The organism is Sphingomonas panni, from assembly GCF_022664435.1.
GTDB classification, from domain to species: domain Bacteria; phylum Pseudomonadota; class Alphaproteobacteria; order Sphingomonadales; family Sphingomonadaceae; genus Sphingomonas; species Sphingomonas panni.
The window spans coordinates 68013-92653 of the sequence record NZ_JAKREU010000005.1 but is presented as its reverse complement, the minus strand read 5'-3'; the positions used below and the strand labels follow the sequence as shown (position 1 = coordinate 92653).

The following is a 24641-nucleotide window of genomic DNA, read 5'->3' as shown; positions in this document are numbered from 1 at the left end:
ACGGTCATGCAGCACCGCCGCGCCTATGCAACGCTTCTTCTCCTGACATCGCAACTGGTCGCGCCGGCCGTGCTGGCGCAGACCGCACCCGCGCCATCGGCCGCGACCCCGCCGGTCGTGCAGACCGGGACCCAGCCCGACGCGGGGACCGCGCCGCAGGACGGCACGACCGCCGACGCACCCGCCGAAGTTTCCTCGCCCGGTTTCGACGAATCGGCGGCGGAGGAAATCGTCGTCGTCGGCCGCAACATCCCGAACGTCGTGCGTGCCACGCCGCAGATCGTGTCGGTGCTGTCGGAAGCCGACATCGCCCGCACCGGCGATGGCGACATCGCCGGCGCGCTGACCCGCGTGACCGGTCTGTCGGTCGTCGGCGGCGGCTTCGTCTATGTCCGGGGCCTCGGCGATCGCTATTCGTCGTCGCTGCTCAACGGATCGCCACTGCCCAGCCCGGAACCGCTGCGCCGCTCGGTCCCGCTCGACATCTTCCCGACCTCGATCGTCGGCTCGGCGCTGGTGCAGAAGACCTATTCGGTCAATTTCCCCGGTGAATTCGGCGGCGGCGTCATCAACCTGACGTCGAAGGCGATCCCGAAGAAGAACTTTTTGTCGATCGGCGGCTCGATCGCGGCCGATACGGTCACGACCAGCGAGCTGGGTTATGTCTATGCCGGCGGCAAGGCCGACTGGCTGGGCTATGACGACGGCACGCGTGGCATTCCGACGTTCATCCGCAACGCGGACAAGGGATCGGGCATCTTCACCGCCGACCAGGTCGCGCAGCTGAACAACGCACGCACGACCCTGCTGCAGGTCAATAACCAGCTGCCCGCCAACCTGTCGGGCGAGATCGCCGGTGGATCGGTGTTCGATATCGGCAGCGATCGGCTGGGCGTCATCGCCTCGCTGGGCCTGTCGAACACCTTCCGCACCCGCGATGCCATCCAGCAGGACAGTGTCAGCGAGGACGGCACCGTCCGCAACGATTTCCGCACGGTGTTGACCGACAACCGCATCGTCGCCAACGCGCTCGTCGGCCTGGGCTATGAGTTCAACGACAACACCCTGCGCTGGACCAACGTCTACATCCACGACACGCTGAAGCAGGGCCGTCTGGCCGGATCGGATGCATATAACAATTTCAGCGGTTTGCGCCTGCAACAGAACACCAACTGGTTCGAACGCCAGCTGATCGAAAGCCAGCTGGTCGGCGAGTTCAAGCTGACCGATGCGCTGAAGTTCGATGCGCGCGGTGCCTATGCCAATTCGAAGCGCAACGCGCCGTACGAGCGGCAGTTCGACTATCTCTGTTCGAACCGCACCACCAACGGCTATCCGATCACCAGCGACGGCGCGCCCTTCTCGCGCGGGTTCAACTGCAACGGTGCGTATCAGGTGACGCAGCGCTTCTCGCCGTTCGCCAGCGTGGTGTTCAGCGAGCTGAACGAGAACCTGTACACCGGGCAGGCGGACCTGTCGTACAAGCTGCCGACCGATCGGCCGCTGACGCTGTCGACCGGTTATTTCTATTCGAACACCGACCGCAATTCGCGCCGGCTGCAGTTCAATTACCAGACCAGCGATGGTGCCGGCACCGCGCCGGGCTTCCCCAACAACCTGTTGCGGCCCGACTATCTGCTTTCGCCGGATTCGCTGTTCAACGCCTGCCCGCAGCGCGGTAGGGGCGCTTGTACGATCCAGCTGCAGTTCAATACGCAGAATGGTGCCTATGCCTATGACGCGGGCCTGGAAATCCATGCCGGCTATGTCCAGGCCGAGGCGGAGGTCAGCGACGGCCTGCGCGCGGTGGCGGGCGTGCGGTACGAAACGGCGCGCGAGATCGTGACGCCGATCGGCAACCCGTCGACGATCCTGAAGAACGGCTATTGGCTGCCGGCGGGTACGCTGACGTGGAACTTCGCGTCGGACATGCAGGCGCGGCTGAGCGGGGCGAAGACGATCTCGCGGCCGCAGTTCCGCGAACTGGCCCCGCAGCAGTTCCGCGATCCCGACTCCGACCGTCTGTTCTTCGGTAACCCGAACCTGCGCGATTCCGAACTGTGGAACCTCGAAGCGCGCTACGAATGGTTCTTCGGTCGCGATCAGCGCTTCACTGCAGCCGGTTTCTACAAGCGGATCGATCGCCCGATCGAACAGGCCGGTTTCTACCCCAGCCCCGACGCGACGCTGCAGACCGGCTTCACCTATCTGCCCAAGGCGACTTTGTGGGGCGGGGAAATCGAGGCGCAGAAGTACATTCCGCTGGAAAGCCTCGGCAATTTCTTCGCGACGCGTCGTCTGCTGCTACTGGCCAACTATACCTATACCCAGTCGCAGATCACCGCGGACGGCAGCTGCGTGCCCAATCCGGCGGCGGCATTGGGATCGCCGGGCATCGGCGGTTGCGGGGCGGGCTTCGGTCGCGCGAACCTGTTGTTCCGCGACGGTGCGCCGCTGACCGGGCAGTCGGACCATCTGGTGAACGTCCAGGTCGGGTTGGAGGACACTGCCAACCTTTCGCAGCTGACCTTGCTGTTCAACTATGCCAGCGACCGCGTGACCAATCGTGGTCCGTCGAACCTGTCGGGGCAGGGGTTCCAGCCCGATATCGTTGAGCGTCCGGGCATCCGCCTAGACCTCGTCGCGCGGCAGGGCTTCGAAGTGGCCGGCGCCAATCTCGAAGTGAAAGCGGAAGCGCGCAACCTGACGGGCCAGCGTTATTCGGAAAGCCAGAATTTCGGCGGCAATCCGGTGTACATCAACCGCTACGATCTCGGCCGGATGTTCTCGCTGGGCATCACCGCCCAGTTCTGATCCGGTTCGGAGCGATCGGACGGGCCGTCGGCAGCGATGCCGGCGGCCCGTTCGCTTATCCCCAGGGGCGTTCGCGAAACCACTTCGTCAGCACATATTTGGTGCCGTCGCGCACCTTCATCCCGTGGTGCAGCGTCGCGGGATTGGGCGTACCGTCTGCGCGCAGATTGTTCCAAGCGAGGAGCTTGCCGGTTTCGGGCTGCACGATCTTGTCGATCGCCTTGAACCGCGTTGCACCACCAGCGCCCGGTTCGTTCAGGTACAGCATCACCGTCCAGGTCCGATTGCCCGCGACCGAGCAATATTTCGCAAAGTCGCCGCCCTGCGGGTCGAAATAGTCGGTATGCGCCTTGAACTCCTGACCCACGGCATAGCGCTGCCCCTGTAGCGGTTCGCCATGGGCCGGGTCCAATCCGCAGAAATCGAGGATCAGCGCTTCGGCCGCCGCCACCACCGGATCGGACGAATCGAGGTCGCAGGTTTCGCTCGTCCGGAAGGTCGGGTCGCCATTCGCGTCGGCGATCGTCGATGGCCGATGCTTCGCGTCGATCCGGTCGATCAGCGCGGCGCACAGTTCGGTCGGAATCAATCCGCGACGGATAAACAGCGACAGTTTCGCGCTCGGCACGCGCTGCACGCCGCTCTGGGCCATGATATGGGCGACGACCGGTTCGGACGGATGGCCGGAGCCGAGGTTCGGCGGGGCGGGGGCAGGGGGCGTTTGCATGGAGAATTTCCTGCCAGAACGATTATCGTTACGCCACTGCTTGACCGATGCGCGGCACCCCGCTAAGCGCGCCACTCCACGGCGACCGTAGTTCAATTGGTTAGAGCGCCGGCTTGTGATGCCGGAAGTTGCGGGTTCAAGTCCCGTCGGTCGCCCCATCCCTTACAGCGCTGGAGCCGCCGCCGTGCAGACCGATTGGGGTTATCCCGACTTCGACGAACACGAGGGCATCCACCTCTTTTCCGATCACCAGACCGGCTTGCGCTGCGTCATCGCGGTCCATTCGACTGCGCTCGGCCCGGCGGCGGGCGGTGTTCGTTTCTGGCGCTATGCCAATAGCGACGCGGCGGTGACCGATGCGCTGCGCCTGTCGCGCGGCATGAGCTTCAAGAATGCGATGGCCGGACTGCCCATGGGCGGTGGCAAGGGCGTGGTGCTGGCACCCGAAGGCGGCGCCAAGACGCCGGAACTGCTCGCTGCGTTCGGCCGTGCGGTCGAATCGCTTGGCGGTCGTTATGTGACGGCCGAGGATGTCGGCATGTCCGAAGCCGACATGATCACCATTTCCGGTTCGACCAAATATGTCTCGGGCTTGCCGGTCGCGGCGGGCAATGCCGGGGGCGATCCGGGGCCGTTCACCGCGATGGGCGTCTATCTGGGCGTGCGTGCGGCAGCGAAGCGTGCACTGGGCAGCGACGACATGCGCGGCGTGCGCGTCGCGGTGCAGGGCGTCGGTTCGGTCGGCGGCGGCCTTGCCCGCCTGCTGGCGAAGGACGGCGCGGTGCTGACCCTGGCCGATGTAAACGAAGCGCGCGCCGAGGCATTGGCGAGCGAACTGGGCGCGACCACCGCCGATCCGGCGACCGTCCTGACGCTGGAGGCCGACATCGTCAGCCCCAATGCGCTGGGCGCGGTGCTGGACGAAGCGACGATCGCGGCGCTGAAGTGCAAGGCGGTGGCCGGCGGTGCCAACAACCAGCTGGCGACGGCGGCGGAGGGCAAGCGCCTGCAGGATCGCGGCATCCTCTATGCACCCGATTACGTCATCAACGCCGGCGGCATCATCAACGTCGCGCTCGAATATCTCGGGCAAGGCGACCGTGCCGAGGTCGAGGCGCGGATCGCGCGCATTCCTGACCGGCTGGTGCAGGTTTGGGACGAAAGCGACGCCAGCGGCAAGCCGCATTCGGACGTCGCCGACGCCATCGCCCGCCGCCTGATCGGTCGCGGCTGATCCGGCCGGTCGGGCGTCAGCGCTCGACCGGTGCCATCACCTCGATAACGCCTGCGGCGATCTTCGCCATTACCGGCGTCTTCGCCAGCACTTCGCCGTCGATCGAGATCGGCAGCGGCGGGTTGGTTTCAATGCGCAGCGATTGGCCGTGGAAGGTGACCGTATCGACGCGTCGCGAGTCGAGCCGAAAGAAGCCGGCCGCCCAGTTGCGCACCAGACTGCGTTTGCCCTTGCCGGCCACGACCTGAACGATGATCTCCCCGCTGTCGAGCCGGGCTTCCTCGACCAGTTCGGTGCCGCCATGGAAGCGACCGTTCGAAATGCGTACTTCGGTCGCCATCATCCGCTTGGCGGTATCCCCCTGTCCGACGATCAGTTCGAAAGGGTGGAACTTCGCGAATTGCAGCGTTGCCCATGCGAGATATCCGACCCGGCCGAACAGCTTCTTGACGCCGTGCGGCACGGTCTTGGCGATCTGCGGCGACAGGCCGATCGCGGCGCAGTTCGCGAAATAGTCCCCGTCGATCATGCCCAGGTCGATTCGCCGTGGCTGCCCGGTCTTCAGCACCTTGACCGCACCGGGAATATCGAGTGGGATGCCGAGCGTCCGGCAAAAGCTGTTGGCGGTACCGAACGGCAGCACGCCCAGGATGACGTCATGCCCCAGCAGATAGTCGACCAAGCTGCTGATCGTGCCATCGCCGCCACCAAGGATGACGAGATCGGGTTTTGCTTCCAGTGCGCGCTTCAGCGTCGGGACGAGCTGGTCGGGGTCCTCGACGGCATGTGCGTCCACCTCGAACGCAGCGCCTTGCAGCGCACTGCACGCCTGCGCGAACTGGTCCTGCCCGCTGCGCGACCGGGCGTTGACGATCATAGCGGCACTACGGATGCGGTTCATGGCGTCGGTAACGTTCCGTAACGAAAATGGACCCACGCGACTTTCGGTTGATCGGCCGAACCGCATGGCCCACAAGTCGCGCCATGTCCGCTGCTTATCCCGCGCTGCGCCTTCGCCGCACCCGCGCCACCGCCTGGAGCCGCCGGCTTCACGCCGAAACCATCCTGACGCCGGCCGACCTGATCTGGCCGCTGTTCGTGACCGAAGGCGATGGCGAACCGGTCAAGGCACTGCCCGGCGTATCGCGCTGGAACCTCGCCGGCATCGTCGAGCGCGCGAGAGAGGCGCGCGATCTCGGCATTCCGGTCGTCGCGCTGTTCCCCAACACGCCGCGTGAACTGCGCAGCGACGATGGGGCTGAGGCGTTCAACCCAGACAACCTGATGTGCCGTGCGATCCGCGCGATCAAGGATGCGGTGCCGGAGATCGGCGTGCTGACCGATGTCGCGCTCGACCCCTACACCTCGCACGGCCATGACGGCATCGTTGATGCGGCCGGCTATGTCCTGAACGACGTGACGTCGGATGCGCTGGTGCGACAGGCGCTGGTACAAGCAGCGGCGGGCAGCGACATCGTCGCGCCGTCGGACATGATGGATGGCCGCGTTGCCGCGATCCGTAACGCGCTGGAGGCCGACAGCCATCATAACGTGCAGATCATGGCCTATGCCGCGAAATACGCCAGCGCCTTTTACGGCCCGTTCCGCGACGCGGTCGGCACGCATGGCCTGCTGAAAGGCGACAAGAAGACCTATCAGATGGACCCCGCCAACAGCGAGGAAGCGCTGCGTGAAGTCGCGCTGGACCTGGCCGAGGGAGCGGACAGCGTGATGGTCAAGCCGGGGATGCCCTATCTCGATATCATCACCCGGGTGAAGGCGGCGTTCGAGGTACCGGTCTTCGCTTACCAGGTGTCGGGCGAATATGCGCTGATCGAGGCGGGTGTCGCGGCGGGCGTGGCGGATCGCGACGCGATGGTGCTGGAAACGCTGTTGGCGTTCAAGCGGGCGGGATGTTCCGGCGTGCTGACCTATCACGCCGCCCATGCCGCGCGGCTGCTGGGCGCATGATCGAAACCGAACGGCTGGTCCTGCGGCGCTGGCAGGATGCTGACCGCGAAACCTTCTACACGCACTGCGCCGATCCCGACGTGATGCGCTACTTCCCGGCCTTGATGACTCGCGCCGAAGTCGACGCGGCAATCGCGCGACAGGATGGCTATGCCACGACCCATGGCTATTGCTTCTGGGTCGCGGAGGAGCGGGCGACCGGGCGGATGCTCGGCTTCTGTGGCTTGAAGCCCGGTGCCGAGGGTACGCCGTTGGAAGGTGGCGTCGAGATCGGCTGGCGGTTCGGCAAGGAGAATTGGGGGCAGGGTTTCGCCCGCGAGGCGGCGGAGGCGTCACTCGCCTGGGGGTTCGCCAACCTGCCGGTCGATCGGATCGGCGCGATCACCGTCCTAGCCAACTCCCGCAGCTGGGGCCTGATGGAGCGGATCGGCATGGTCCGGTCGGTCGATGAGGATTTCATCCACCCGGCCATTCCCGCCGACAGCCCGCTGAACCCGCACATCACCTATTGGAAAGCGCGTCCGTGACGACACCCGAACGGACTGCCGGCTGGCCGATCCGCTGGATCTTCGTGTCGACGATCCTCGCCGGATCGTTTCTGCTGTTTCTGGTTCAGCCGATGGTCGCGCGCATGGCCCTGCCGCAGCTGGGCGGGGCGCCGGCGGTGTGGAACTCGGCGATGCTGGTGTATCAGGCGTTGCTGCTCGGCGGCTATGCCTATGCGCATCTGCTGGGCAAGCTGATGCCGAAGGCGCAGGCGGCGGTGCATATCCTCGTGCTGCTGTGCGCCGCGGTATGGCTGCCGATCGGCGTCAACAGCACACCGACGCCGACCGGGATCGAACCGGCGTTATGGACGCCCTGGTTGCTCACCGCATCGATCGGACCGCTGTTCTTCGCGGTGTCGGCGCAGGCACCGCTGTTGCAGCGCTGGTTCGCCTGCATCTGTCCGGGCCGCGACCCCTACGCACTCTATGCCGCGTCGAACGTCGGCAGTTTCGCCGGGCTGCTCGCCTACCCATTGCTCGTCGAGCCGCTGCTGCCGTTGCGGGCGCAAAGCTGGGGCTGGAGCGTCGGTTACGCGGTCGTGTTCGTGCTGGTCATCGGTTGCGGCTGGCTGTTGCCGCATCGGCGCGAACAGGCGATGCCGCTTGAGAAGGGGGAAGCGCCCGGCGCGCGGCGGGTGCTGCACTGGATCGTACTGGCGCTGGTCCCTTCGGGGTTGATGCTCGCGACCTCCACCTTCCTCACGACCGATATCGTCGCCGTGCCATTGCTGTGGGTGCTGCCGCTCGGGCTGTATCTGTTGAGCTTTACCGTAGCGTTTTCCGCCCGGCGTACGATGGCCGACGCGATCACGCGTTATGCGCCGATCACGATCCTCGTCTTCGGGGGAATGATGATCGGCGGCCATCACGAATTTCCGCTGCTGAGCGCGCTGGCGGCGCTGATCCTGCTGTTCGCGGTTTCGGTGACGTTGCACGCGCATATGTATGCGCTGCGTCCGGCTCCCGGGCGGCTGACCGGCTTCTACCTTGCGATGTCCGTGGGCGGGGCGCTTGGTGGTGCCTTTGCCGGGCTGGTCGCGCCGGTACTGTTCGACTGGACCTATGAATATCCGCTGCTGATCCTCGCCGCCGGGATGCTGGCACCGCTGCCGTTCCTGCTGCCGGTGACCGAGCGGCTATGGGTTGCGGGGGGCGTGAAGCTGCGAGTCGCGACGATCCTCGTCATCGCCGCGTTGGTCGCCATCGGCATGGCGAATCCCGGCGCTGTGTTGGGAGCGAAGCCCGATGCCGTCGCCTTCTTCGCCATCGTGACGGTCGGACTGTTCGCCATCGGTGCGCGTGCGCCCTATGTCTTCGCTCTGATATCGGCCCTATTCCTGTTCGGCGGCTATCGCGCGATCGCCCTCTCACTGGAGCCGGGTGCGCGGACCCGCAGCTATTTCGGCGTCTACACCATCATGCGCGGGCAGGACGTCAACGAACTGCAGCACGGCACGACCCTGCACGGCATCCAGCTGACCGGCACGCCGAAGCGGGAGCGGACGCCGACCACCTATTATGTGCCGAACTCGGGGGTGGGGCAGGCGTTGCAGGCCGTGCCATCGCTGTACGGGCCAGCGGCACGGGTCGGGATCGTCGGGTTGGGTACGGGTACGCTCGCCTGCTACGCCCGCCCGGGCCAGCATTGGCGCTTCTATGAGATCGATCCGGTCGTCGTGCGGATCGCGCGCGATTCGGGCGCGTTCACCTTCCTGCGTCGTTGCGCTCCCGATGCCCAGATCGCGATCGGCGATGCGCGGCTGACCCTGTCGGAGGAGCCGGCTGGCAGCCTCGACCTGCTGGCACTGGACGCATTTTCCTCCGACGCAGTGCCGATGCATTTGATGACGCGGGAGGCGTTCGCAACCTATGGCCGCGTGCTGGGGCGGCGGGGCCTGCTGCTGGTGCATGTGTCGAACCGCTATCTCGACCTGCCGCCCGTCGTCGCGCGCACGGCGAGCGGGTGGACGGCGGCGCAGTTGCCGTACCAGCCCGCCACCGCCGATCCGACGGAAACCGGTTCGGTCTGGATCGCGCTGACCCGTGATCCGGAGGTGTTGGGCGGATTGCTTGCGTCGGGCGGTCACTGGGAACCGCTGCCCGTCACCGACACCGCACCGTGGACCGACGACTATGCGTCGATCCTGCCGGTACTGCGCGCGCTGAAATAGCGGCTATTTCAACCGGCTGTTCAGCGTGGCGATCGTCGTCCGCTGAGCAGCCGCGTCGGCATTGGCCTTTGCCAGCGTCGCGTCGAGCGTGGGGTAGGGCGGCTGGCCTGCCGTCGCGCGATCGACCGCCAGCCGTTCGAGTTCGGCGAGCGGGACGTCGATAGCGGTGCGTGCGACGTCCAGCTCGGCCAGCGCCACTTGCGCGCCCAGCCAGCGTTCGCTCCCTTCCGCACTGCCCGATGCTGCATTGACGGTCTTGCCGACACGCGCGGCGGCAGCGTCGAACGCTGCCTTCGCCGCTGCCGCTTCGCGCGCCAGCGTCACGATCTTCGCGTCCAGCGTCGCATCGGGCGTTGCCACCGGTACCGGCCGGACCGGTTCGGCCAGGCTGATCTTCTCGATCGGGCGCGGGAGGAGCGACGGGTAATCCCCGGCCGGTGCGGCACAGGCCGATAACAGAGCGGCGGGCAGGATGAGCGGGATCGCGGAGCGGGTCATGCGCCACCGATACCCATGCAAAAAAATTGACACAACGGGGTTGCCAGCCGGGAAAGCGGCCTGTAGCAGGCGGCCTCCACCGGGCACCCGTAGCTCAGCTGGATAGAGCATCAGACTACGAATCTGAGGGTCGGACGTTCGAATCGTTCCGGGTGCGCCATGGAAAACCCCGCCGGGTCAGCTGACTGGGCGGGGTTTTCTTTGTGTGGCTGGCAGGGCGTTGGCGCGGTGAAAATTCTCTGCCGTAACGACTTGCAAGATCGCGAAAGCCTCTCTAACAGGCGGCCTCCACCGGGCACCCGTAGCTCAGCTGGATAGAGCATCAGACTACGAATCTGAGGGTCGGACGTTCGAATCGTTCCGGGTGCGCCATGGAAAACCCCGCCAGGTCGGCTGACTTGGCGGGGTTTTCTTTGTGCGCGCTCCGCCGTCAGCGTCGATAGGCGTAGGGGCCAACGACGGTACCGGTGAAACCGCCCGCCATGCGCGTGCTGAGGAAGCGGATATCGACATCCTTGGCAAGGGTGCGCGCCTTTCCGCCGACTGCATAGTCCACCGCCATCTTGCCGCGATCCGCCCGCAGGGTCAGCGTCACCGGCGCGTTGCCGTCGACCGGTGCGCTGGCCACCAACTGCTCCGCCCCCTTGGCGCGGGTGTAGAGCGCGACGACCGGCTTTCCGACAATACTCGTCAAGCCAAAGAACAGATAGCTGTCGTCGCTCTGCATCGCGACCAGTCCGGCGCGGTCGCCGTCCGTGCGAGGGGTGAAGCGAACGGTGGTAGCGATGTTCGCGATATGATGCTGTTGCCGCCGCCCGACGAAACCGGGCACGCCGTTCTGGTCGCCGATCGCAGCAGCGCCATCGATCAGCAGTTCCCCCTTCGCCAGTCGATACACCGGCGACTTCGGGGTGCGGACGCCGATCCACTGCATCGCCAGCTTGGTGCCGTCAAACTCGTCGACATAGCCGAAGTCGCCATTGGTCGGCAGTTTGGGGGCCGGTTGGCGTGGCAGCTTCGGGCGCTGTGCGACGAACGGCACCCGCTGTCCGGCGGGCAGGATCGTCGGCCAGCCATCCTTCCACGTCACCGGCAGCAGGAACGTCTCGCGCCCGATATTGTAATAATCGTCACCATAGGGTCGGACGGCGAGGAAGGTCGCCCACCAGTCGCCCTTCTGGGTCTGGACCAGTTCGGCATGCCCCGCTGCCGAGACGGGATCGACGCGATCGTTCGGCAGGTCGCGCTGCGTCAGGATCGGGTTGCCACTCCACGGCACGAACGGTCCCCGCAGGCTTTTCGACCGGAATACAACCTGCGAATGGTTGACGCTGGTGCCCCCTTCGGCCGCCGTCAGATAATACCAGCCGTCCTTGCGGAAGATGTGCGGCCCTTCGATCCAGACCGGCTTTTTCGACAGGTCGACGCCGCCGTTGACGATCTGGGTCGATGGGCCGACCATCTTGCCCGCACGCCAGTCATATTCCTGGATCCAGATCGCGCGATGCCCGTCATAGCGCAGGGTTTCGTCGGGCGCGCGGTTATTGACGATATAGGCCCGGTCGCCCTCCCAATAGATTGACGGATCGATCCCTTCGAACGGTAGCCAGATCGGGTTCGACCACGGACCTTTCGGATCCTTCGCAGTGATGACGAAGTTGCCGCGACACTGGACGCAGGTGTTGACGATGTAGAAGGTGCCGTCATGAAAGCTGATGTCGGGCGCGAACACCGCTTCCGACACGCGACGTCCGCTGAAATCCAGCTGTTCGGGTCGGTCGATCGCATTGGCGATCTGGGTCCAATTCACCAAATCACGCGAATGGAAGATGGGCAGGCCCGGATAATGGGCGAAGGACGACAGGACGAGATAATAGTCCTCGCCCACCCCGATGACCGACGGGTCGGGGTAATAGCCCGACAGTATCGGGTTGCGATACTGGTCGGGGCCGGGCGTGGCCCGTTCGACGCTGTGCCCGTCATAGGTGAAGCGACTGAACCGGGCGGGTTCGCCGGACGCCGTGCCCAGGCTGGTGGTAAGGAGCAGGCCGGTCATCAGGGTGCGCAGCATCGGCAGGTCTTTCGATTCGATCTTCGGAAAGGATCAGGCACTGGCACCGTCGAGGCGGAACAGTGCCGCGCCGTGCGGTGCTACATCGGCTTCGACCCGGTTCGCCACGGTACCGATGTCGTGGCGTGCCCACAGGTCGCGTACCCGGACCGGCCCGCGCAGCTTCAGCCAGCGTAGATCGACGCCGGGTCGCGACGGCTTGTCGCCCGGATTGAATAGCGCCAGATAGGTCGACCCGCCGGGGCTGCGCGCGGTCCACGCCCGCATCCCGTCCTGCACATACAGCGGGCGGTTCGCCGAGCTAGTCTGGTTGACCGCAATGACTTCCGGGTTGGTCAGCAGGTCGAGCGTCGCCGTGTCGAGATGGCGCAGGTCTCCCCCCATGATGAGCGGCGAGCGCGCGATCGACCACAGCGTCATCAGCGTCCGTTGTTCGGCGGGGGTGAACTTCGTATCGCGCTGGCCCAGCGCCAGCCGACCCAGCGGCAGCATGTCGGCGTCGGGCCAGCCACCGGGACCAGCGAAGCGCTGCCAATTTTCGAGCCGGACGAACTGCGCGTCGAGCAGCGGCCATTCGTCCCAGAAATCGTCGCTGATCCGCCACATCTGCGCGTGCGCCCGGACATGGTCGGCGCTGGCCAGCGGGGTCTCGCCGGGCGACAGGCTCAGCAGGATGGGGCGGCCGGAGTTGGCGATCGCCTTGCTCGCCGCCTCGATCTCCGGCGCATGGGCGTCATAGGGGCGGCTCATATCGTCCATCTTCACCAGGTCGACGCCCCAATCGGCATATTGCGCGAACACGCTGTCGTAATAGGCCTGCGCTCCGGGATGGCGCATGTCGACGCCATACATGTCGCTGTTCCACGAACAGATGCTGGTCCGGTCGGCGATGTCCTGCGCACGGTAACGGGTGCCGAGGACGGGCAGGTTGCGCCGCACCGCTTCGCGCGGGATACCGCGCATCAGATGGATGCCGAATTGCAGGCCCATCGCATGGACCCGGTCGGCGATGGCGCGAAAGCCCTTGCCATTGGCGGCGGACGGGAAGCGAACGGAATCGGGTTGCAACCGGCCATGATCGTCCAGAACCGGCACGGCATCGGCGCGATAGGCATATCCAGTCGCGCCCGGCTCATACCACTGGATATCGATGGTGAAGATCGAATAGCCGGCGGGCAGCAGCCGGTCGCGCATGATCGCCGCCGTCTCCATCGCCTGTGCTTCGGTGATGGTCGTCGCGAAACTGTTCCAGCTGTTCCAACCCATCGGTGGCGTCGGGGCGAGCTGTGGCCGGGTGCGCGGCGCTGCACGGGCGGGGCCGGCAATGGCGGGTGCGATCGCAGCCCCGGCGATCAGGGTCCGGCGGGTAATGTCTGCGGTCACGTCACTTGTTCCCCGATTTGCTGTCCGGCAGTGCCCGCAAGCGGAAGCTGTCCACGTCGAGATAGCCCTTGCCCGGTGCAGGATTGTAGCAGGACAGCGCCATCTGCTGTCCCTGAAAGGTGCCGGTGCGCCATGCGAAGGCGAGCGGGAAGTCGCCACCCGCAGCCTGCCACTCTACCCCGTCGCCACTATAGGACAGCCGACCGCGGTCGGTGGTAAAGTCGAGGTCGAGACCGATCCACAGCGTCCTGCCGGCAAATGGCACCGCCGTGACACGACGGTCGATCGAAGGTCCCTTGTCGGTACTTTCGATCACGTCCATCGACAGGCTTGGCCTGCCCGCTGCGTCGCGGGTGACTGCCAACGTTGCGCTATATTGGCCGAACGTACCGAAGCCGCAGCGATCGCCGGGTGCGACATGTCCGATGTCCAGCTTGACCTCCGCCCGACTGCGCGGTCCCTGTGCCTTTTGCGTCAGCGTGTTGCGCGCGGACCAGAGGCCCTCGGCACGGGTCGGCCGGAGCCTCAGAAAGCCCGGTCGTTCACGCAGTGACCAGCGGGCGTCGTCCGGGTTATGGTTCCACTGCCACTGACTGCCCAGCTGCCGGGCGGAGAAATCGTCGGATGTCGCCGGCTCGGCGAAGGGGAAGCCGTCAATCGGCTTCGCCGCACGGACGGGTACCCGGTTCGGCGCGTCGGGCGTGCCCCACACGGGCCAGTCGTCCTGCCAAAAGATTGGACTCAAATTCGTCGTTCGCCCGATCGCGCCGGCATCGAGCATGACGAAGCCGACCCATCTACCATCGGCGGTATCGACCAGCGCGCCCTGATGCCCGCCACTCCGGTCGTCGATCTGCGGCCGCGTCTCCCATGGGCCATAGAGGCTTCGGGCACGCGATACCGTCAGCCCCAGCCGACGGGGAATGGCGTTGAACAGATAATAATAGCTGCCGCGCCGGACGATCTTCGACCCTTCCGCGCCGGCAATATAATGCACCTTGCGATCGTCGACGACCCGCCGAAAGGCGGGGTCCAGTTTCAGCAGGCGGATCGTACCGTCCGATCCGATCGACGTGGCGATATAGCCGGTCCCGTCGCCTTCGATGAACAGGCCGGGATCGAATGCTTCCCGGTCCAACTCGTTCATTACCCACGGACCGCGTGGGTCGCGGGCGCGATAGATGCGGGTGTTCTGTCCGACCGGGGTAACCACGACATAGAACATATCGCCATGGAAGCGCAGGCTGGCGGCGAACAGACCGCGGCGATACGCATCCTTGCCCTCGGCCAGCCAATATTCGGGCCGGTCGTCCAATCGCGGCACGACATGGCTGAAAATCTGCCAGTTCACCAGATCCTTCGAACGCAGCAACGTCAGCCCGGGCGCATTGGCGAAGGTCGTGGTGACGAAATAATAGTCGTTGCCGACGCGGATGATGTCGGGATCGGGATAGTCGGCAAACAGTAACGGGTTGCGATAGGTGCCGTCGCCCTGATCCGCTCGCCACATTTGGGCCGAACTTGAGCCGCCCGCCAGCAGCGCGAGTGTCGCCAACGCCATGCCCGCTGCAGTCGAACCCCGCATTGCATCCCCCCTGACAGCGATGTCTGACGCTCGCTATTAGTCTGGGTATTTGGGTCGCATCCATCGGTCAACGCCTTTTGTCGGGCGGTTCCGGCTGAGATTTGCCCAACCGATGATCGATCTTTCCGTCGGTTAGTGGTGCTGCACTGGCCTGACGTTTGACGGCGGCGGTTCGCGTGCCTAGCGTGCCGATGCCACCGTCCCGTCGGACGGCAGCGTGACTTTAGTTGTACAATTCGGTGACGGCGTTTCGCGTTGATCGGGACCAAGGGTGAGGGAAGCTTCGTGAACACGGACGACGCACTGGACGACGCCGCCATGGCGGATTCGGAAACCACTGGCGCGCTGGGCGACCATGCCGGATCATCGCGCAAGGGGTCCGGTCGTCGTCTGCGTGGCGCAGTCGCGCACTATCTGGGCACGGCCATCGTGTCCGGTCGGATCGCACCAGGCGAATTGCTGACCGGAGAGGTCGCCAATGCCGAGGCGCTCGACGTATCGCGCAGTGCGTATCGTGAGGCGGTGCAGGTATTGACGGCAAAGGGCTTGGTCGAAAGCCGTCCGAAGATCGGTACCCGCGTCCTGCCGCGGCGACGCTGGAATTTCCTCGACCCGACGGTTCTCGCCTGGGCATTCGAAGGGGAACCGAACATCGCATTCGTGCGCGGACTGTTCGAATTGCGCTCGGTGGTCGAACCGGCAGTGGCCCGGCTCGCGGCGGAACGGCGGGACAAGGACGACATCAAGGCGTTGAAGACCGCGCTTGCCGGGATGCGTCGCCACACGCTGGCGACCGAAGCCGGACGGGCGGCGGACCGCGATTTCCACGACGCGCTGATTTATGCCACCCATAACGAGACGTTCGTCGCGCTCAGCGCCAGTATCGGCGCGGCGGTCAACTGGACGACCCAGTTCAAGCAGCGCCAACGCGCCTTGCCGCGGGATCCGGTGCCCGACCATGCGCGGGTGTTCGACGCAGTGGTGGCAGGCGATCCGCGCGCGGCGGAAGAGGCGATGACCGCACTGGTGTCGCTCGCGCTCGACGATACGCGATCCGCCATGGGCTGAGCGCCATTCCCCGCTTGGGTACGTGCCCCGACTGGCGCCGGCACGCAGCCTTTGCCATGGTAGCGCTCACAGCGAATCGGGGAGAGGATATGCGTTCGTTCACGGTATGGGCGGCAGGGTTGACCGCCGCACTGTTGGCGGGAAGCGCGCCCGCACTGGCGCAGTCGACCGTGCCCGCCTTTGCCAATATCTTTGGCGACCACGCCGTGCTGCAACGCGACCGGCCGATCACCCTCTGGGGCACCGCCGCGCCGGGAGAGACGGTGACGGTGAAGCTTGGCGAACGCAGCGTCACGGCGCGCGCGGCAAGCGATGGCAAATGGCGCGCGACGTTGCCGGCGATGACGGCGGGCGGCCCCTATACCCTGTCGATCGGCGGCGCGACGGGTGCGCCCACGCAGCAGATATCGGACGTGCTGGTCGGCGACGTATTCCTGTGCGGCGGGCAGTCGAACATGGAATTCCAGATTCGTCATGCCACCGGACTGGAGGTCGTACCGTCGTCGAACGATGCACAACTCCGCTTCGTGACGATCCCCGACACGAGTGTTCCGGCGCCCGCCGCCGACCTGCCGACGCGGGCGGAGTGGAAGGCGGTGACGCCGGAAACCGTCGGCGATGCGTCGGCGGTCTGCTACTTCATGGCGCGCTCACTCCGCGCGACCGAACAGGTGCCGATGGGGTTCATCGCGTCGGAATGGGGCGGCACCCGGATCGAAAGCTGGATCAGCGCGCCTTCGCTCGGCAAGCTGCCGGGCTTCGCCGATCGCTTGGCCACCGTCGCTACCTATGGCTCCAACCCGGCCGAGGCGATCGCACGGGAAGGCGCGCGCCGCGAACGGGCGTGGGAAGCCTATGACCCGGCGGCGAAGCAGGAGCTGGCGTTCCGTGCCGCGACCTTCGACGACCGAAGCTGGACGACGCTGCCCGCCGATGACGGCCAGCTACCCGCCGCCGACCGCACCGGGCTGGACGGCGTGGTCTGGCTGCGGACCGTCGTCGACCTGACATCTGAACAGGTTGCCGCGGCGAAGCGCATTCAGCTTGGGCCGATCGGGAAGTTCGACGAAACCTATATCAACGGGCGCTATGTCGGTGGTGGCAGCGTCGATTGGGTCTGGCGCAATTACGAATTTCCGGCCGGCGTTCTGAAACCGGGACGCAACGTAGTCGCGATCCGTGCGGTCGGGGCGAATGGGCGCATGGCGTTCACCAACACGACCAACCGCGCGATCGGCCTGAACGATGGCCGCTCGGTCCCGTTGAACGGCCCATGGCGCTATCGCCTCGGCAGCCCCATCAAGGATGCCCAGATCGCGCCCGCACCGTGGGAAGTGCCCAACAGCCTCACGACCCTGTACAACGGCATGATCGCCCCGCTTTCCGGATACGGTCTGAAGCTCGCGGCATGGTATCAGGGCGAGTCGAATACCGGGGAGGCGGGGGCCTATCGCGGTTTGCTGACCAACCTGATGGCCGACTGGCGGCGTAACTTCGCGCAGCCCGATCTGCCCTTTTTCGTCGTGCAGCTGACCGCGTTCGGCAAGCCGCAGACGGTACCCATCGATTCCGGCTGGGCGGCCCTGCGTCAGGCGGAGGCAGAGGCAGTCGCAGCCGACGCCCATGCCGGGCTGGCCGTGACGCTCGATATCGGCGATCGGTTCGACATTCACCCCGCACAGAAAAAGGTGGTGGGCGAACGCCTCGCCCGGCTGGCACGGGTCGTCGCCTATCGCCACCCCGGCCTGCGCAGCGGCCCGGAAGCGGCCGACGCGGTACGACAGGGAAGCGATATCGTCGTTCGCTTTCGCAATGTCACGAACGGGCTGCAGCGCTATGGCGGCGCGTCGGCGATCGGTTTCGAACGGTGTACGGGAACAACCTGCAGCTTCGTCGACGGGACGGTTCAGGGCGATACGGTCGTCTTGCCCGGTGCCAATTGGCCGGAGGTGACGGCGATCCGCTATGCGTGGTCCGATGCGCCGTTCGTGAACCTGTTCGACGGTGCCGACCTGCCGGCTGCACCGTTCACGCTGCCAGTGCGCTGATTGTCGGGCGGCGGGGTGTCAGCCCCGCCGCCCCGCCGTCAGTCCACGACGAACGTCGTGGTGGCGATATGGTGGAGCTTGTCCACCGCACCACCTGCGACCCGCAATTTCCCGGTTTCGACCTGCGCCGCCGTCAGCAGGTAGCGGCCCTTTCCCGCCACCGGCACATCCACGCTGCCGTCGGCGTCGGCGGTCAGTTCGACGCTGCGGCGCTCCGGCGTCACCAGGGTCAGCTTCGCCCCGCCGGCCGGCTTGCCGTTGCGGTGCAAGGCGAAACGGTTCGATCCGGCCGCTAGCGGCGCGATCTCATACGCCATTTTCGTAGCCGGTTCACTGCGCCCGGCGCGGGCGTAATAGACCACGCCTTCCTTCGGGCCGGGATCGCCCCATGGTTTGAACACGGAATCGTCCGTTACGCGCACATCGCCCGGCGCGACTTCGACCTCGATAAATCCCGCTCGACGTACCTGCCTAGTCGCAGTTTGACCGACGATCCGGGGCGCGACAAGGTTCCTGAACTCGGGATCGCCACCGGTCGGCATGATTTCGGCCGGTTCGCCGAGATAGATTCGCGCAGGCCCCGCGCCATCGCGTTCGACCCATACCTCATGCGCATTTGCCGTCGCCGGCACTGCCAGCGCGATCACCGCAGCCAAACGTCGCATATTATTCTCCTGCAACGGGCAAACCGAACCGCCCGATCATCCGATAGTAGTAATAATGAGAGTAGCTCGCAATAGCGTTGCATTCAACAGCGACCCCCGTTAAGTGCCGTTGATATTGAAAGCGATTCGCAAAAGGGGTTGGGGTGAAGCATTCGGTTCGTTGCAAGTTGCTGGCGGGTTTCGGAGCGTGTGTTATGCCAGTCGCACCGGCCTTCGCCGAACCGGCGACGGAAGAGGTGACGGAAGAACAGCGCGCCGATGACATCGTCGTCGTGGGCAAGAGCTATGGCCAAGCCGTGGGCAAGACGGTGACGCCGCTTAAGGATGTGCCCAATACGATCACTGTGATCGCTCAGGAACAGTTGCAGCAGTGGAACCTGTTCACGCTCGAAGACGCCTTGACGATCACCAACGGTGTCACGATCACCGGTATCAGCAGCGAGGATCCGTCCTTTCTGTCGCGCGGCTTCACCATCAGCAACTATCTGGTCGATGGCGTTCCGACGCTGTCCTTGCCTTCTGTGCTGCCGGACCTGTTCATCTATGACCGGGTAGAGGTGCTGCGCGGTCCCGCAGGATTGTTCAGCGGGGCAGGCAATCCGGCCGGAAGCATCAATCTGGTGCGTAAACGGCCGCTGGACACGCGCCGGGTCGCTGCCATGGCCGGCTATGGCAGCTATCAGAAGTTTCGCGGCGAGGTCGACGTGTCGACACCACTGGACGATCGGTCCGGTGTCCGGTTGGGCGCGATGCTGCTCGATGAGGATCAGTTCTTCGACGTCGCCCATCGCTATCGCTTCGGCGCGTTCGGCGTTGCCGATACCGAAATCGGCGACAGCACCACGATCACGGTCGGCGGGAACTACGACTTGTTCAAGCCTGCGATACAGTCCGGTCTGCCCGGCTATATCGGCGGGGCGGACGGGAGCGAAGGCCGCTTGCTCGACGTGCGACGCTCGACCTATCTCGGTGCCGACTGGAATCGCTTCCGGGCCGAAAGCTGGAACGGCTTTGTCGAGGTAGCACACCGGATCGGCGATCGCTGGACCCTGCGGGGAACGGCCATGCTGACCGAGGTCGGCCGCACCGACATATACAGCTATATCGGCAATCAGCCGATCACGCCGACAAACGGCCGTACCAACCATATCGCCTATCGCGGCGACACCCGGATGCAGACCCGGTCGTTCGATTTCAACGGGGTAGGCAGCTTTCCTGCCTTCGGGCGGGAACAAACGTTGATCGTCGGCGCCGACTATCAGGCGAGTTCCGCGACGTCGGACTATACCCGCTTGTCCAACTATGCGCAGATCGACGTCCTGAACCCGGTCTCGCCGGCGGAACCGCCGCTCGATCCCTATGGCCCGTTGCCTGCTTATCAGGGGCCGAACGGCCTCGTTCGGCAAGTCTATGGCGGGTCGGCGACGGACGTCGAACAATATGGCATCTACGGTCAATTGCGCCTGAGCCCGCTGGCGGGTCTTACACTAGTTGGCGGTGGTCGCATGACCTGGTGGGACACGACCATCATTACGACCCGCGTCGCGAGCGGCGCGATCCCGCTGCCGACGCGGTACGGCTTCGACGAACGCTTCACGCCCTATGCCGGGGTGGTCTGGGACGTGACCCCCGACCTGAACGTCTATGCCAGCTATGCCGACAGCTTCACGCCGCAATCCTCACCCGGCCGGGTCCGCCCCGACGGACGCAAGCTGGAACCGCTGATCGGCGAGCAATATGAAGCCGGGACGAAGCTGTCGCTGATGGACAAGCGGCTGCTGCTATCAGCGGCGCTGTACCAGATCACGCAGACTAACCGCACCATCAACGATCCGAACCTACCGACTCTGGTCTATCAGGCCGGCAAGGTCCGCGCGCGTGGTGTCGAGGCGGAGGCCAGCGGCGAAATCCTGCCCGGCTGGCGGGTCAATGGCGGGTACAGCTTCACCCGGACGAAATATCTGGAGGACGCCAATCCGGTACTGGAAGGGCTGAGCCTGTTGCCGGTAATCCCGGAACATATGGTCAAGCTGTATTCCAACTACGAGGTATCGGACGGGTCGCTTGCCGGTGCCAGCATCGGTGCCGGCGTGACGTGGTTCGATTCGACCTGGAGCGGCAATCCGGCGATTCTCAATGCCGATGGCACCCTGCGCACCCGGTCGTCGATCGTCCGGCAGGGAGCCTATGCCGTGGCCGACCTGCGTGCCGGTTACCGGCTGACGGACAATCTTTCGCTGGCGCTCAACGTCAACAATCTGTTTGATCGCAGCTATTATGCCCGTATCTCGTCGACCGGGCGGGGCAATTATTATGGAGCGCCGCGCACCGTGTTCGCCAGCATCCGCGTAACGTTGCCATGAGTGGGAACGGGCAGGTGCGCCACGTGCTGTGGCGGCGGGTCGGCGATAACGCGCTGCGGCTGATCGCGGCGTTGCCGCTCGGCTATGCGGTCGCCAGCCTGTGGTCGATGGCGCTTGCGCGTATCCTGCCCGGCGATCCGGTGCAGACGACGGTCGCGGCGGCGCTGATTGCCCTGGTGATCTGCGCGGCGGCGGCGATGTGGGCATATGCCGCGCGCAGCGGTTGGCGCGCGCTGTGGACGCTGGTCGTAGCCGGGGCGGTCGCCGCCGGCATCTGTTGGGGATCGATCGCGATCTGGGGCCGGATATGAGCAAGGGATTTCGCCAGTCGCAGTCGACGCTGCACACATGGTCGGGACTGCTGCTCGGCTGGTTGCTGTTCGCGGTGTTCGTCGCCGGAACGGCCGCCTATTGGCGCGAGGGATTGAACCGCTGGGCGCGGCCCGAACTGGCCCGGATCGAAAATCCCGACCGCGTGATCGAAGGGGCGGTGGCGTTCCTTTCCCGCAAGGCGCCGGATGCGCAAAGCTGGTTCATCACCGTTCCCACGACCGCCAGTGCCGGTGCCGACCTGTTCTGGGTACCGCAGGAGAAACCGGGCGAGGAGCGCCGCGGTCGACGGGGACGCAGCGATACGCGGGCATTTATCGGTAGTGACGGCCAACAGGGCACTGCACGGGAGACGCGCGGCGGCGACTTCTTCTACCGCTTCCATTTCGACCTGCATTACATGCCGGTCTTCTGGGCGCGCTGGATCGTCGGGATCGCGGCCATGTTCATGCTGGTCGCGATCTTTACCGGCATCGTGACCCATAAGAAGATCTTCCGCGATTTCTTTACGCTCCGTCGCGGCAAGGGGCAGCGCTCTTGGCTGGACGGGCATAACGCGACGGCGGTGCTGGCGCTGCCGTTCCACCTGATGATCACCTATACCGGCCTCGTCACGTTGATCGCGATGCTGATGCCATGGGCGATCGTGGCGAATTACAGCGACGAGTCGAAGCTTTATGCGGCGATGTTCCCCGAAGCGCCCGCCGTCGAGCGGACGGGGCGGCCGGCACCGCTGACCGATCTGGTGGCGGTAATGCACGATGCCGAACGGCGCATGGGCGGGACCGCGGGCTATGTCACGGTGTTCAATCCCGGCGATGCGGCGGCACGGATCACACTTACCCGGTCGGGCACTTCGATGCTGTCGGCGCGCAGCCCCAGCATCGCCTATGATGGGGTGACCGGGCGTATGTTGTGGCAGGCCGCGCCGCCCGGCGGCGCGGTCGAAACGCAGGGGGTGATGGTCGGCCTGCACGCCGGTCGGTTCGGCGATTATCCGATGCGCTGGCTGTATTTCCTGTGCGGTATTGCGGGATCGCTGATGGTCGCAAGCGGATTGGTCCTGTGGACCGTCAAGCGGCGCGAGCGCCTGCCTGACCCGACACGGCCGCCCTTCGGGTTCCGGGTGGTGGAACGGTTGAACATTGGCTTCGTCGCCGGCTTCCCGCTTGCGATGACACTCTATCTCTGGGCCAATCGTCTGTTGCCGACCGGGCTTGCGGCCCGTGCCGATGCGGAGATCAACGCGCTGTTCGCCGGCTGGGCTGCGATCTTCCTCTACGCGCTTGCCCGGCGACCGGCACGCGCCTGGGTCGAGTTGCTGGCGGTACAGGCGGTGCTGCTGCTCGCCCTGCCGCTGTACAACCTTATGGCGCTGCCTACCGGCCTGTTCGCGACCATGGCGGCGGGCGACTGGGTGTTGGCCGGGGCAGACCTGACGTTCCTCGCGCTCGGCGCCGGGTTCGGGTTCGCCGCATGGCGCGTCCACCGCTTCCGTCCCAAGGCGCGACGCCCCGCCCGCAGCGCACGTATCGTTTCCTCCAACCTGGCACCCGCCGAATGATCGTCCTTGCACTGTTGAGCGCCCTCGGCGCGTTCGCCCTTCTAGCGCTGGCCAGCGACCGACACCGCCACCGCTGGACCGGAGTCGACGTCGCGTGGCGGCGGCGCGGCGGTTGGGCGCTGGTTGCGCTCACGGTCGTCGCCGCCTTCGCCGCGTGGGGGCCGGTCTATGGCGCGATCGGTGGCATGGGGCTGCTGATGCTGGGGGCGGGGGCGAGTTTCCTCGCCCTCAACCTCACCCAGCGTTAGAGCGCGGCAGCCGTCCACTCCCCGAACGCATCGCGCGCCCGTGCGGTGTACATCTTCTTGCGGTCGGTCTTCTTCGTCCGGCCGGGAATGGGCGGCATCAGGCCGAAATTGACGTTCATCGGCTGATAGGTCTCGGCCACCGCCGCCCCCGTGATGTGGTGCAGCAACGCGCCCAGCGCCGTTTCGACCGGCGGCGGGGTCAGTTCCCTGCCCGCCAGTTCGGCGACGGCGAAACGACCCGCCATCAGGCCGACGGCGGCGCTTTCGACATAGCCCTCGCACCCGGTCATCTGCCCGGCAAAGCGCAGATGCGGCCGAGCCTTCAGCCGCAGCGTCGGGTCGAGCAGTTCGGGCGAGCGGATGAAGGTGTTGCGATGCAGCCCGCCCAGCCGCGCGAATTCGGCATTCTCCAGGCCCGGAATGGTGCGGAACAGGCGCACCTGTTCGCCATGCTTCAGCTTGGTCTGGAACCCGACGATGTTCCACAGCGTGCCCGACGCATTGTCCTGGCGCAGCTGCACCACCGCGTGCGGCCAGCGCCCGGTGCGCGGATCGTCCAGCCCGACCGGTTTCATCGGGCCGAAGCGCAGCGTGTCCAGCCCGCGCTCCGCCATGACCTCGATCGGCATACAGCCTTCGAAATAGGGGACATTCTCCCATTCGCGGAACTCGGCCTTTTCACCGGCGATCAGTCCGGCATGGAAAGCCTCATATTGCTCGCGGTTCATCGCGCAATTGATGTAATCCTTGCCGTCACCTTTGTTCCACCGGCTCTGGAACCATGCCTGTTCCATGTCGATCGAATCGAAATGGACGATCGGGGCGATGGCATCGAAGAACGCCAGCGCTTCCGCGCCGGTCGCACCGCCGATATCGCCGGCTAGGGCCGGGGCGGTCAGCGGGCCGGTCGCGACGATGGTCAGGCCGGCATCGGGCAGGGTGTCGACGCGTTCGCGGACGATGGTGATGTTAGGATGTGCCTCCAGCGCGGCGGTGACGCCGGCGGAGAACCCGTCGCGATCGACGGCCAGTGCCGATCCTGCTGGCACTTTGTGTTCGTCGCCCTTCGCCATGATGAGCGATCCCAGCGCCCGCATTTCCGCATGGAGCAGCCCGACCGCATTCGATTCGGCATCGTCGGAACGGAAGCTGTTCGAACAGACCAGCTCGGCCAGGTCGTCGCCCTGATGCGCCGGCGTAGTGTCGCCACCGCCGCGCATTTCGGACAGGCGCACCTTCGCGCCCGCCTGTGCCAATTGCCATGCAGCCTCGGAACCGGCGAGGCCACCGCCGATGATGTGAACGTCGTATCGCATGGCAGGCGTCTAGGGGGCCGAACGACAACGGGCAATG

General features: G+C 65.6%; 19 protein-coding genes and 3 tRNA genes. 14 read left to right on the top strand and 8 right to left on the bottom strand.

Annotated elements, in window-relative coordinates:
* Positions 1-6: 6 nt before the first annotated feature.
* Positions 7-2814 (top strand): TonB-dependent receptor domain-containing protein, encoded by a 2808-nt coding sequence (locus tag MF609_RS11215; RefSeq protein WP_242416403.1) that lies wholly within the window; start codon positions 7-9, stop codon positions 2812-2814.
* Between the two features lie 55 nt (positions 2815-2869).
* Here the strand turns inward: MF609_RS11215 and MF609_RS11210 are convergent, their stop codons facing one another.
* The gene (locus MF609_RS11210) at positions 2870-3541 is read right to left on the bottom strand and encodes a prolyl hydroxylase family protein (RefSeq protein WP_242416402.1); all 672 of its coding nucleotides are present in this window, start codon (positions 3539-3541) and stop codon (positions 2870-2872) included.
* A gap of 81 nt (positions 3542-3622) precedes the next feature.
* Between MF609_RS11210 and MF609_RS11205 the strand changes: the two genes are divergently transcribed.
* Both MF609_RS11205 and MF609_RS11200 read left to right on the top strand, forming a co-directional pair.
* Positions 3623-3699, top strand: a tRNA-His gene (locus tag MF609_RS11205).
* 26 nt (positions 3700-3725) lie between these two features.
* A complete protein-coding gene (locus MF609_RS11200; protein ID WP_242416401.1) occupies positions 3726-4775 on the top strand; it encodes a Glu/Leu/Phe/Val family dehydrogenase in 1050 nt (349 codons plus the stop codon).
* Positions 4776-4791: 16 nt separating this feature from the next.
* On the opposite strand, the gene MF609_RS11195 is transcribed toward MF609_RS11200, so the two are convergent.
* Positions 4792-5676 (bottom strand): diacylglycerol/lipid kinase family protein, encoded by an 885-nt coding sequence (locus tag MF609_RS11195; RefSeq protein WP_242416400.1) that lies wholly within the window; start codon positions 5674-5676, stop codon positions 4792-4794.
* A gap of 83 nt (positions 5677-5759) precedes the next feature.
* Between MF609_RS11195 and hemB the strand changes: the two genes are divergently transcribed.
* Genes hemB through MF609_RS11180 form a run of 3 tightly spaced genes read left to right on the top strand, consistent with a single transcriptional unit; the run spans position 5760 to position 9465 of the window.
* On the top strand, positions 5760-6746 hold the full coding sequence (hemB, locus tag MF609_RS11190; RefSeq protein ID WP_242416399.1) for a porphobilinogen synthase: 987 nt from the start codon (positions 5760-5762) through the stop codon (positions 6744-6746).
* Positions 6743-7273, top strand: a complete 531-nt coding sequence (locus MF609_RS11185) for a GNAT family N-acetyltransferase (protein ID WP_242416398.1) — start codon at positions 6743-6745, stop codon at positions 7271-7273. The genes hemB and MF609_RS11185 overlap by 4 nt, the downstream gene beginning before the upstream one ends.
* Complete coding sequence (locus MF609_RS11180) at positions 7270-9465, top strand: spermidine synthase (protein ID WP_242416397.1); 2196 nt, start codon at positions 7270-7272, stop codon at positions 9463-9465. Before MF609_RS11185 ends, MF609_RS11180 begins: the two co-directional genes overlap by 4 nt.
* 3 nt (positions 9466-9468) lie before the next feature.
* Here MF609_RS11180 and MF609_RS11175 read toward each other — a convergent pair whose 3' ends face one another.
* Complete coding sequence (locus MF609_RS11175) at positions 9469-9963, bottom strand: hypothetical protein (protein WP_242416396.1); 495 nt, start codon at positions 9961-9963, stop codon at positions 9469-9471.
* 83 nt (positions 9964-10046) lie between these two features.
* On the opposite strand from MF609_RS11175, the gene MF609_RS11170 reads away from it, so the two are divergent.
* Together MF609_RS11170 and MF609_RS11165 are read left to right on the top strand one after the other, a co-directional pair.
* Positions 10047-10123 (top strand) — tRNA-Arg (locus tag MF609_RS11170).
* A 135-nt stretch (positions 10124-10258) separates the two neighbouring features.
* A tRNA-Arg gene (locus MF609_RS11165) sits at positions 10259-10335 on the top strand.
* 58 nt (positions 10336-10393) lie between these two features.
* Here MF609_RS11165 and MF609_RS11160 read toward each other — a convergent pair.
* The 3 genes from MF609_RS11160 to MF609_RS11150 are packed head-to-tail and all read right to left on the bottom strand — an operon-like array spanning position 10394 to position 15002.
* Positions 10394-12034: a glycoside hydrolase family 43 protein gene (locus MF609_RS11160; RefSeq protein WP_242416395.1), complete on the bottom strand. Its 1641-nt coding sequence runs from the start codon at positions 12032-12034 to the stop codon at positions 10394-10396.
* A 33-nt stretch (positions 12035-12067) separates the two neighbouring features.
* Positions 12068-13417 (bottom strand): glycoside hydrolase family 27 protein, encoded by a 1350-nt coding sequence (locus MF609_RS11155; protein WP_242416394.1) that lies wholly within the window; start codon positions 13415-13417, stop codon positions 12068-12070.
* A gap of 1 nt (position 13418) precedes the next feature.
* Positions 13419-15002: a glycoside hydrolase family 43 protein gene (locus MF609_RS11150; protein WP_242416393.1), complete on the bottom strand. Its 1584-nt coding sequence runs from the start codon at positions 15000-15002 to the stop codon at positions 13419-13421.
* A 318-nt stretch (positions 15003-15320) separates the two neighbouring features.
* On the opposite strand from MF609_RS11150, the gene MF609_RS11145 reads away from it, so the two are divergent.
* Both MF609_RS11145 and MF609_RS11140 read left to right on the top strand, forming a co-directional pair.
* On the top strand, positions 15321-16070 hold the full coding sequence (locus MF609_RS11145; protein WP_242416596.1) for a FadR/GntR family transcriptional regulator: 750 nt from the start codon (positions 15321-15323) through the stop codon (positions 16068-16070).
* 89 nt (positions 16071-16159) lie between these two features.
* On the top strand, positions 16160-18118 hold the full coding sequence (locus MF609_RS11140; protein WP_242416392.1) for a sialate O-acetylesterase: 1959 nt from the start codon (positions 16160-16162) through the stop codon (positions 18116-18118).
* A gap of 38 nt (positions 18119-18156) precedes the next feature.
* On the opposite strand, the gene MF609_RS11135 is transcribed toward MF609_RS11140, so the two are convergent.
* Positions 18157-18783: a DUF4198 domain-containing protein gene (locus MF609_RS11135; protein ID WP_242416391.1), complete on the bottom strand. Its 627-nt coding sequence runs from the start codon at positions 18781-18783 to the stop codon at positions 18157-18159.
* A gap of 194 nt (positions 18784-18977) precedes the next feature.
* Here MF609_RS11135 and MF609_RS11130 point away from each other — a divergent pair, with 194 nt between their 5' ends.
* The 4 genes from MF609_RS11130 to MF609_RS11115 are packed head-to-tail and all read left to right on the top strand — an operon-like array spanning position 18978 to position 23288.
* A complete protein-coding gene (locus tag MF609_RS11130; protein WP_242416390.1) occupies positions 18978-21146 on the top strand; it encodes a TonB-dependent siderophore receptor in 2169 nt (722 codons plus the stop codon).
* A gap of 14 nt (positions 21147-21160) precedes the next feature.
* Complete coding sequence (locus tag MF609_RS11125; protein WP_242416389.1) at positions 21161-21457, top strand: hypothetical protein; 297 nt, start codon at positions 21161-21163, stop codon at positions 21455-21457.
* Positions 21454-23040 carry a PepSY-associated TM helix domain-containing protein gene (locus MF609_RS11120; protein ID WP_242416388.1) on the top strand — a complete coding sequence of 529 codons (1587 nt, stop codon included), beginning with the start codon at positions 21454-21456 and terminating at the stop codon, positions 23038-23040. The genes MF609_RS11125 and MF609_RS11120 overlap by 4 nt, the downstream gene beginning before the upstream one ends.
* Positions 23037-23288, top strand: a complete 252-nt coding sequence (locus MF609_RS11115; protein WP_242416387.1) for a DUF3325 family protein — start codon at positions 23037-23039, stop codon at positions 23286-23288. The genes MF609_RS11120 and MF609_RS11115 overlap by 4 nt, the downstream gene beginning before the upstream one ends.
* Here MF609_RS11115 and trmFO read toward each other — a convergent pair.
* Positions 23285-24604 carry a methylenetetrahydrofolate--tRNA-(uracil(54)-C(5))-methyltransferase (FADH(2)-oxidizing) TrmFO gene (gene trmFO, locus MF609_RS11110; protein ID WP_242416386.1) on the bottom strand — a complete coding sequence of 440 codons (1320 nt, stop codon included), beginning with the start codon at positions 24602-24604 and terminating at the stop codon, positions 23285-23287. The two genes, MF609_RS11115 and trmFO, sit on opposite strands and share 4 nt — an antisense overlap.
* Positions 24605-24641 lie beyond the last annotated feature (37 nt).

Excerpts from the sequence above, each read along its gene's own strand:
- MF609_RS11215 (WP_242416403.1), top strand. The coding sequence starts at position 7 with ATGCAGCACCGCCGCGCCTATGCAACGCTTCTTCTCCTGACATCGCAA.
- MF609_RS11210 (WP_242416402.1), bottom strand. The coding sequence starts at position 3,541 with ATGCAAACGCCCCCTGCCCCCGCCCCGCCGAACCTCGGCTCCGGCCAT.
- MF609_RS11195 (WP_242416400.1), bottom strand. The coding sequence starts at position 5,676 with ATGAACCGCATCCGTAGTGCCGCTATGATCGTCAACGCCCGGTCGCGC.
- hemB (WP_242416399.1), top strand. The coding sequence starts at position 5,760 with ATGTCCGCTGCTTATCCCGCGCTGCGCCTTCGCCGCACCCGCGCCACC.
- MF609_RS11185 (WP_242416398.1), top strand. The coding sequence starts at position 6,743 with ATGATCGAAACCGAACGGCTGGTCCTGCGGCGCTGGCAGGATGCTGAC.
- MF609_RS11175 (WP_242416396.1), bottom strand. The coding sequence starts at position 9,963 with ATGACCCGCTCCGCGATCCCGCTCATCCTGCCCGCCGCTCTGTTATCG.
- MF609_RS11160 (WP_242416395.1), bottom strand. The coding sequence starts at position 12,034 with ATGCTGCGCACCCTGATGACCGGCCTGCTCCTTACCACCAGCCTGGGC.
- MF609_RS11150 (WP_242416393.1), bottom strand. The coding sequence starts at position 15,002 with ATGCGGGGTTCGACTGCAGCGGGCATGGCGTTGGCGACACTCGCGCTG.
- MF609_RS11145 (WP_242416596.1), top strand. The coding sequence starts at position 15,321 with ATGGCGGATTCGGAAACCACTGGCGCGCTGGGCGACCATGCCGGATCA.
- MF609_RS11140 (WP_242416392.1), top strand. The coding sequence starts at position 16,160 with ATGCGTTCGTTCACGGTATGGGCGGCAGGGTTGACCGCCGCACTGTTG.
- MF609_RS11135 (WP_242416391.1), bottom strand. The coding sequence starts at position 18,783 with ATGCGACGTTTGGCTGCGGTGATCGCGCTGGCAGTGCCGGCGACGGCA.
- MF609_RS11130 (WP_242416390.1), top strand. The coding sequence starts at position 18,978 with ATGCCAGTCGCACCGGCCTTCGCCGAACCGGCGACGGAAGAGGTGACG.
- MF609_RS11120 (WP_242416388.1), top strand. The coding sequence starts at position 21,454 with ATGAGCAAGGGATTTCGCCAGTCGCAGTCGACGCTGCACACATGGTCG.
- MF609_RS11115 (WP_242416387.1), top strand. The coding sequence starts at position 23,037 with ATGATCGTCCTTGCACTGTTGAGCGCCCTCGGCGCGTTCGCCCTTCTA.
- trmFO (WP_242416386.1), bottom strand. The coding sequence starts at position 24,604 with ATGCGATACGACGTTCACATCATCGGCGGTGGCCTCGCCGGTTCCGAG.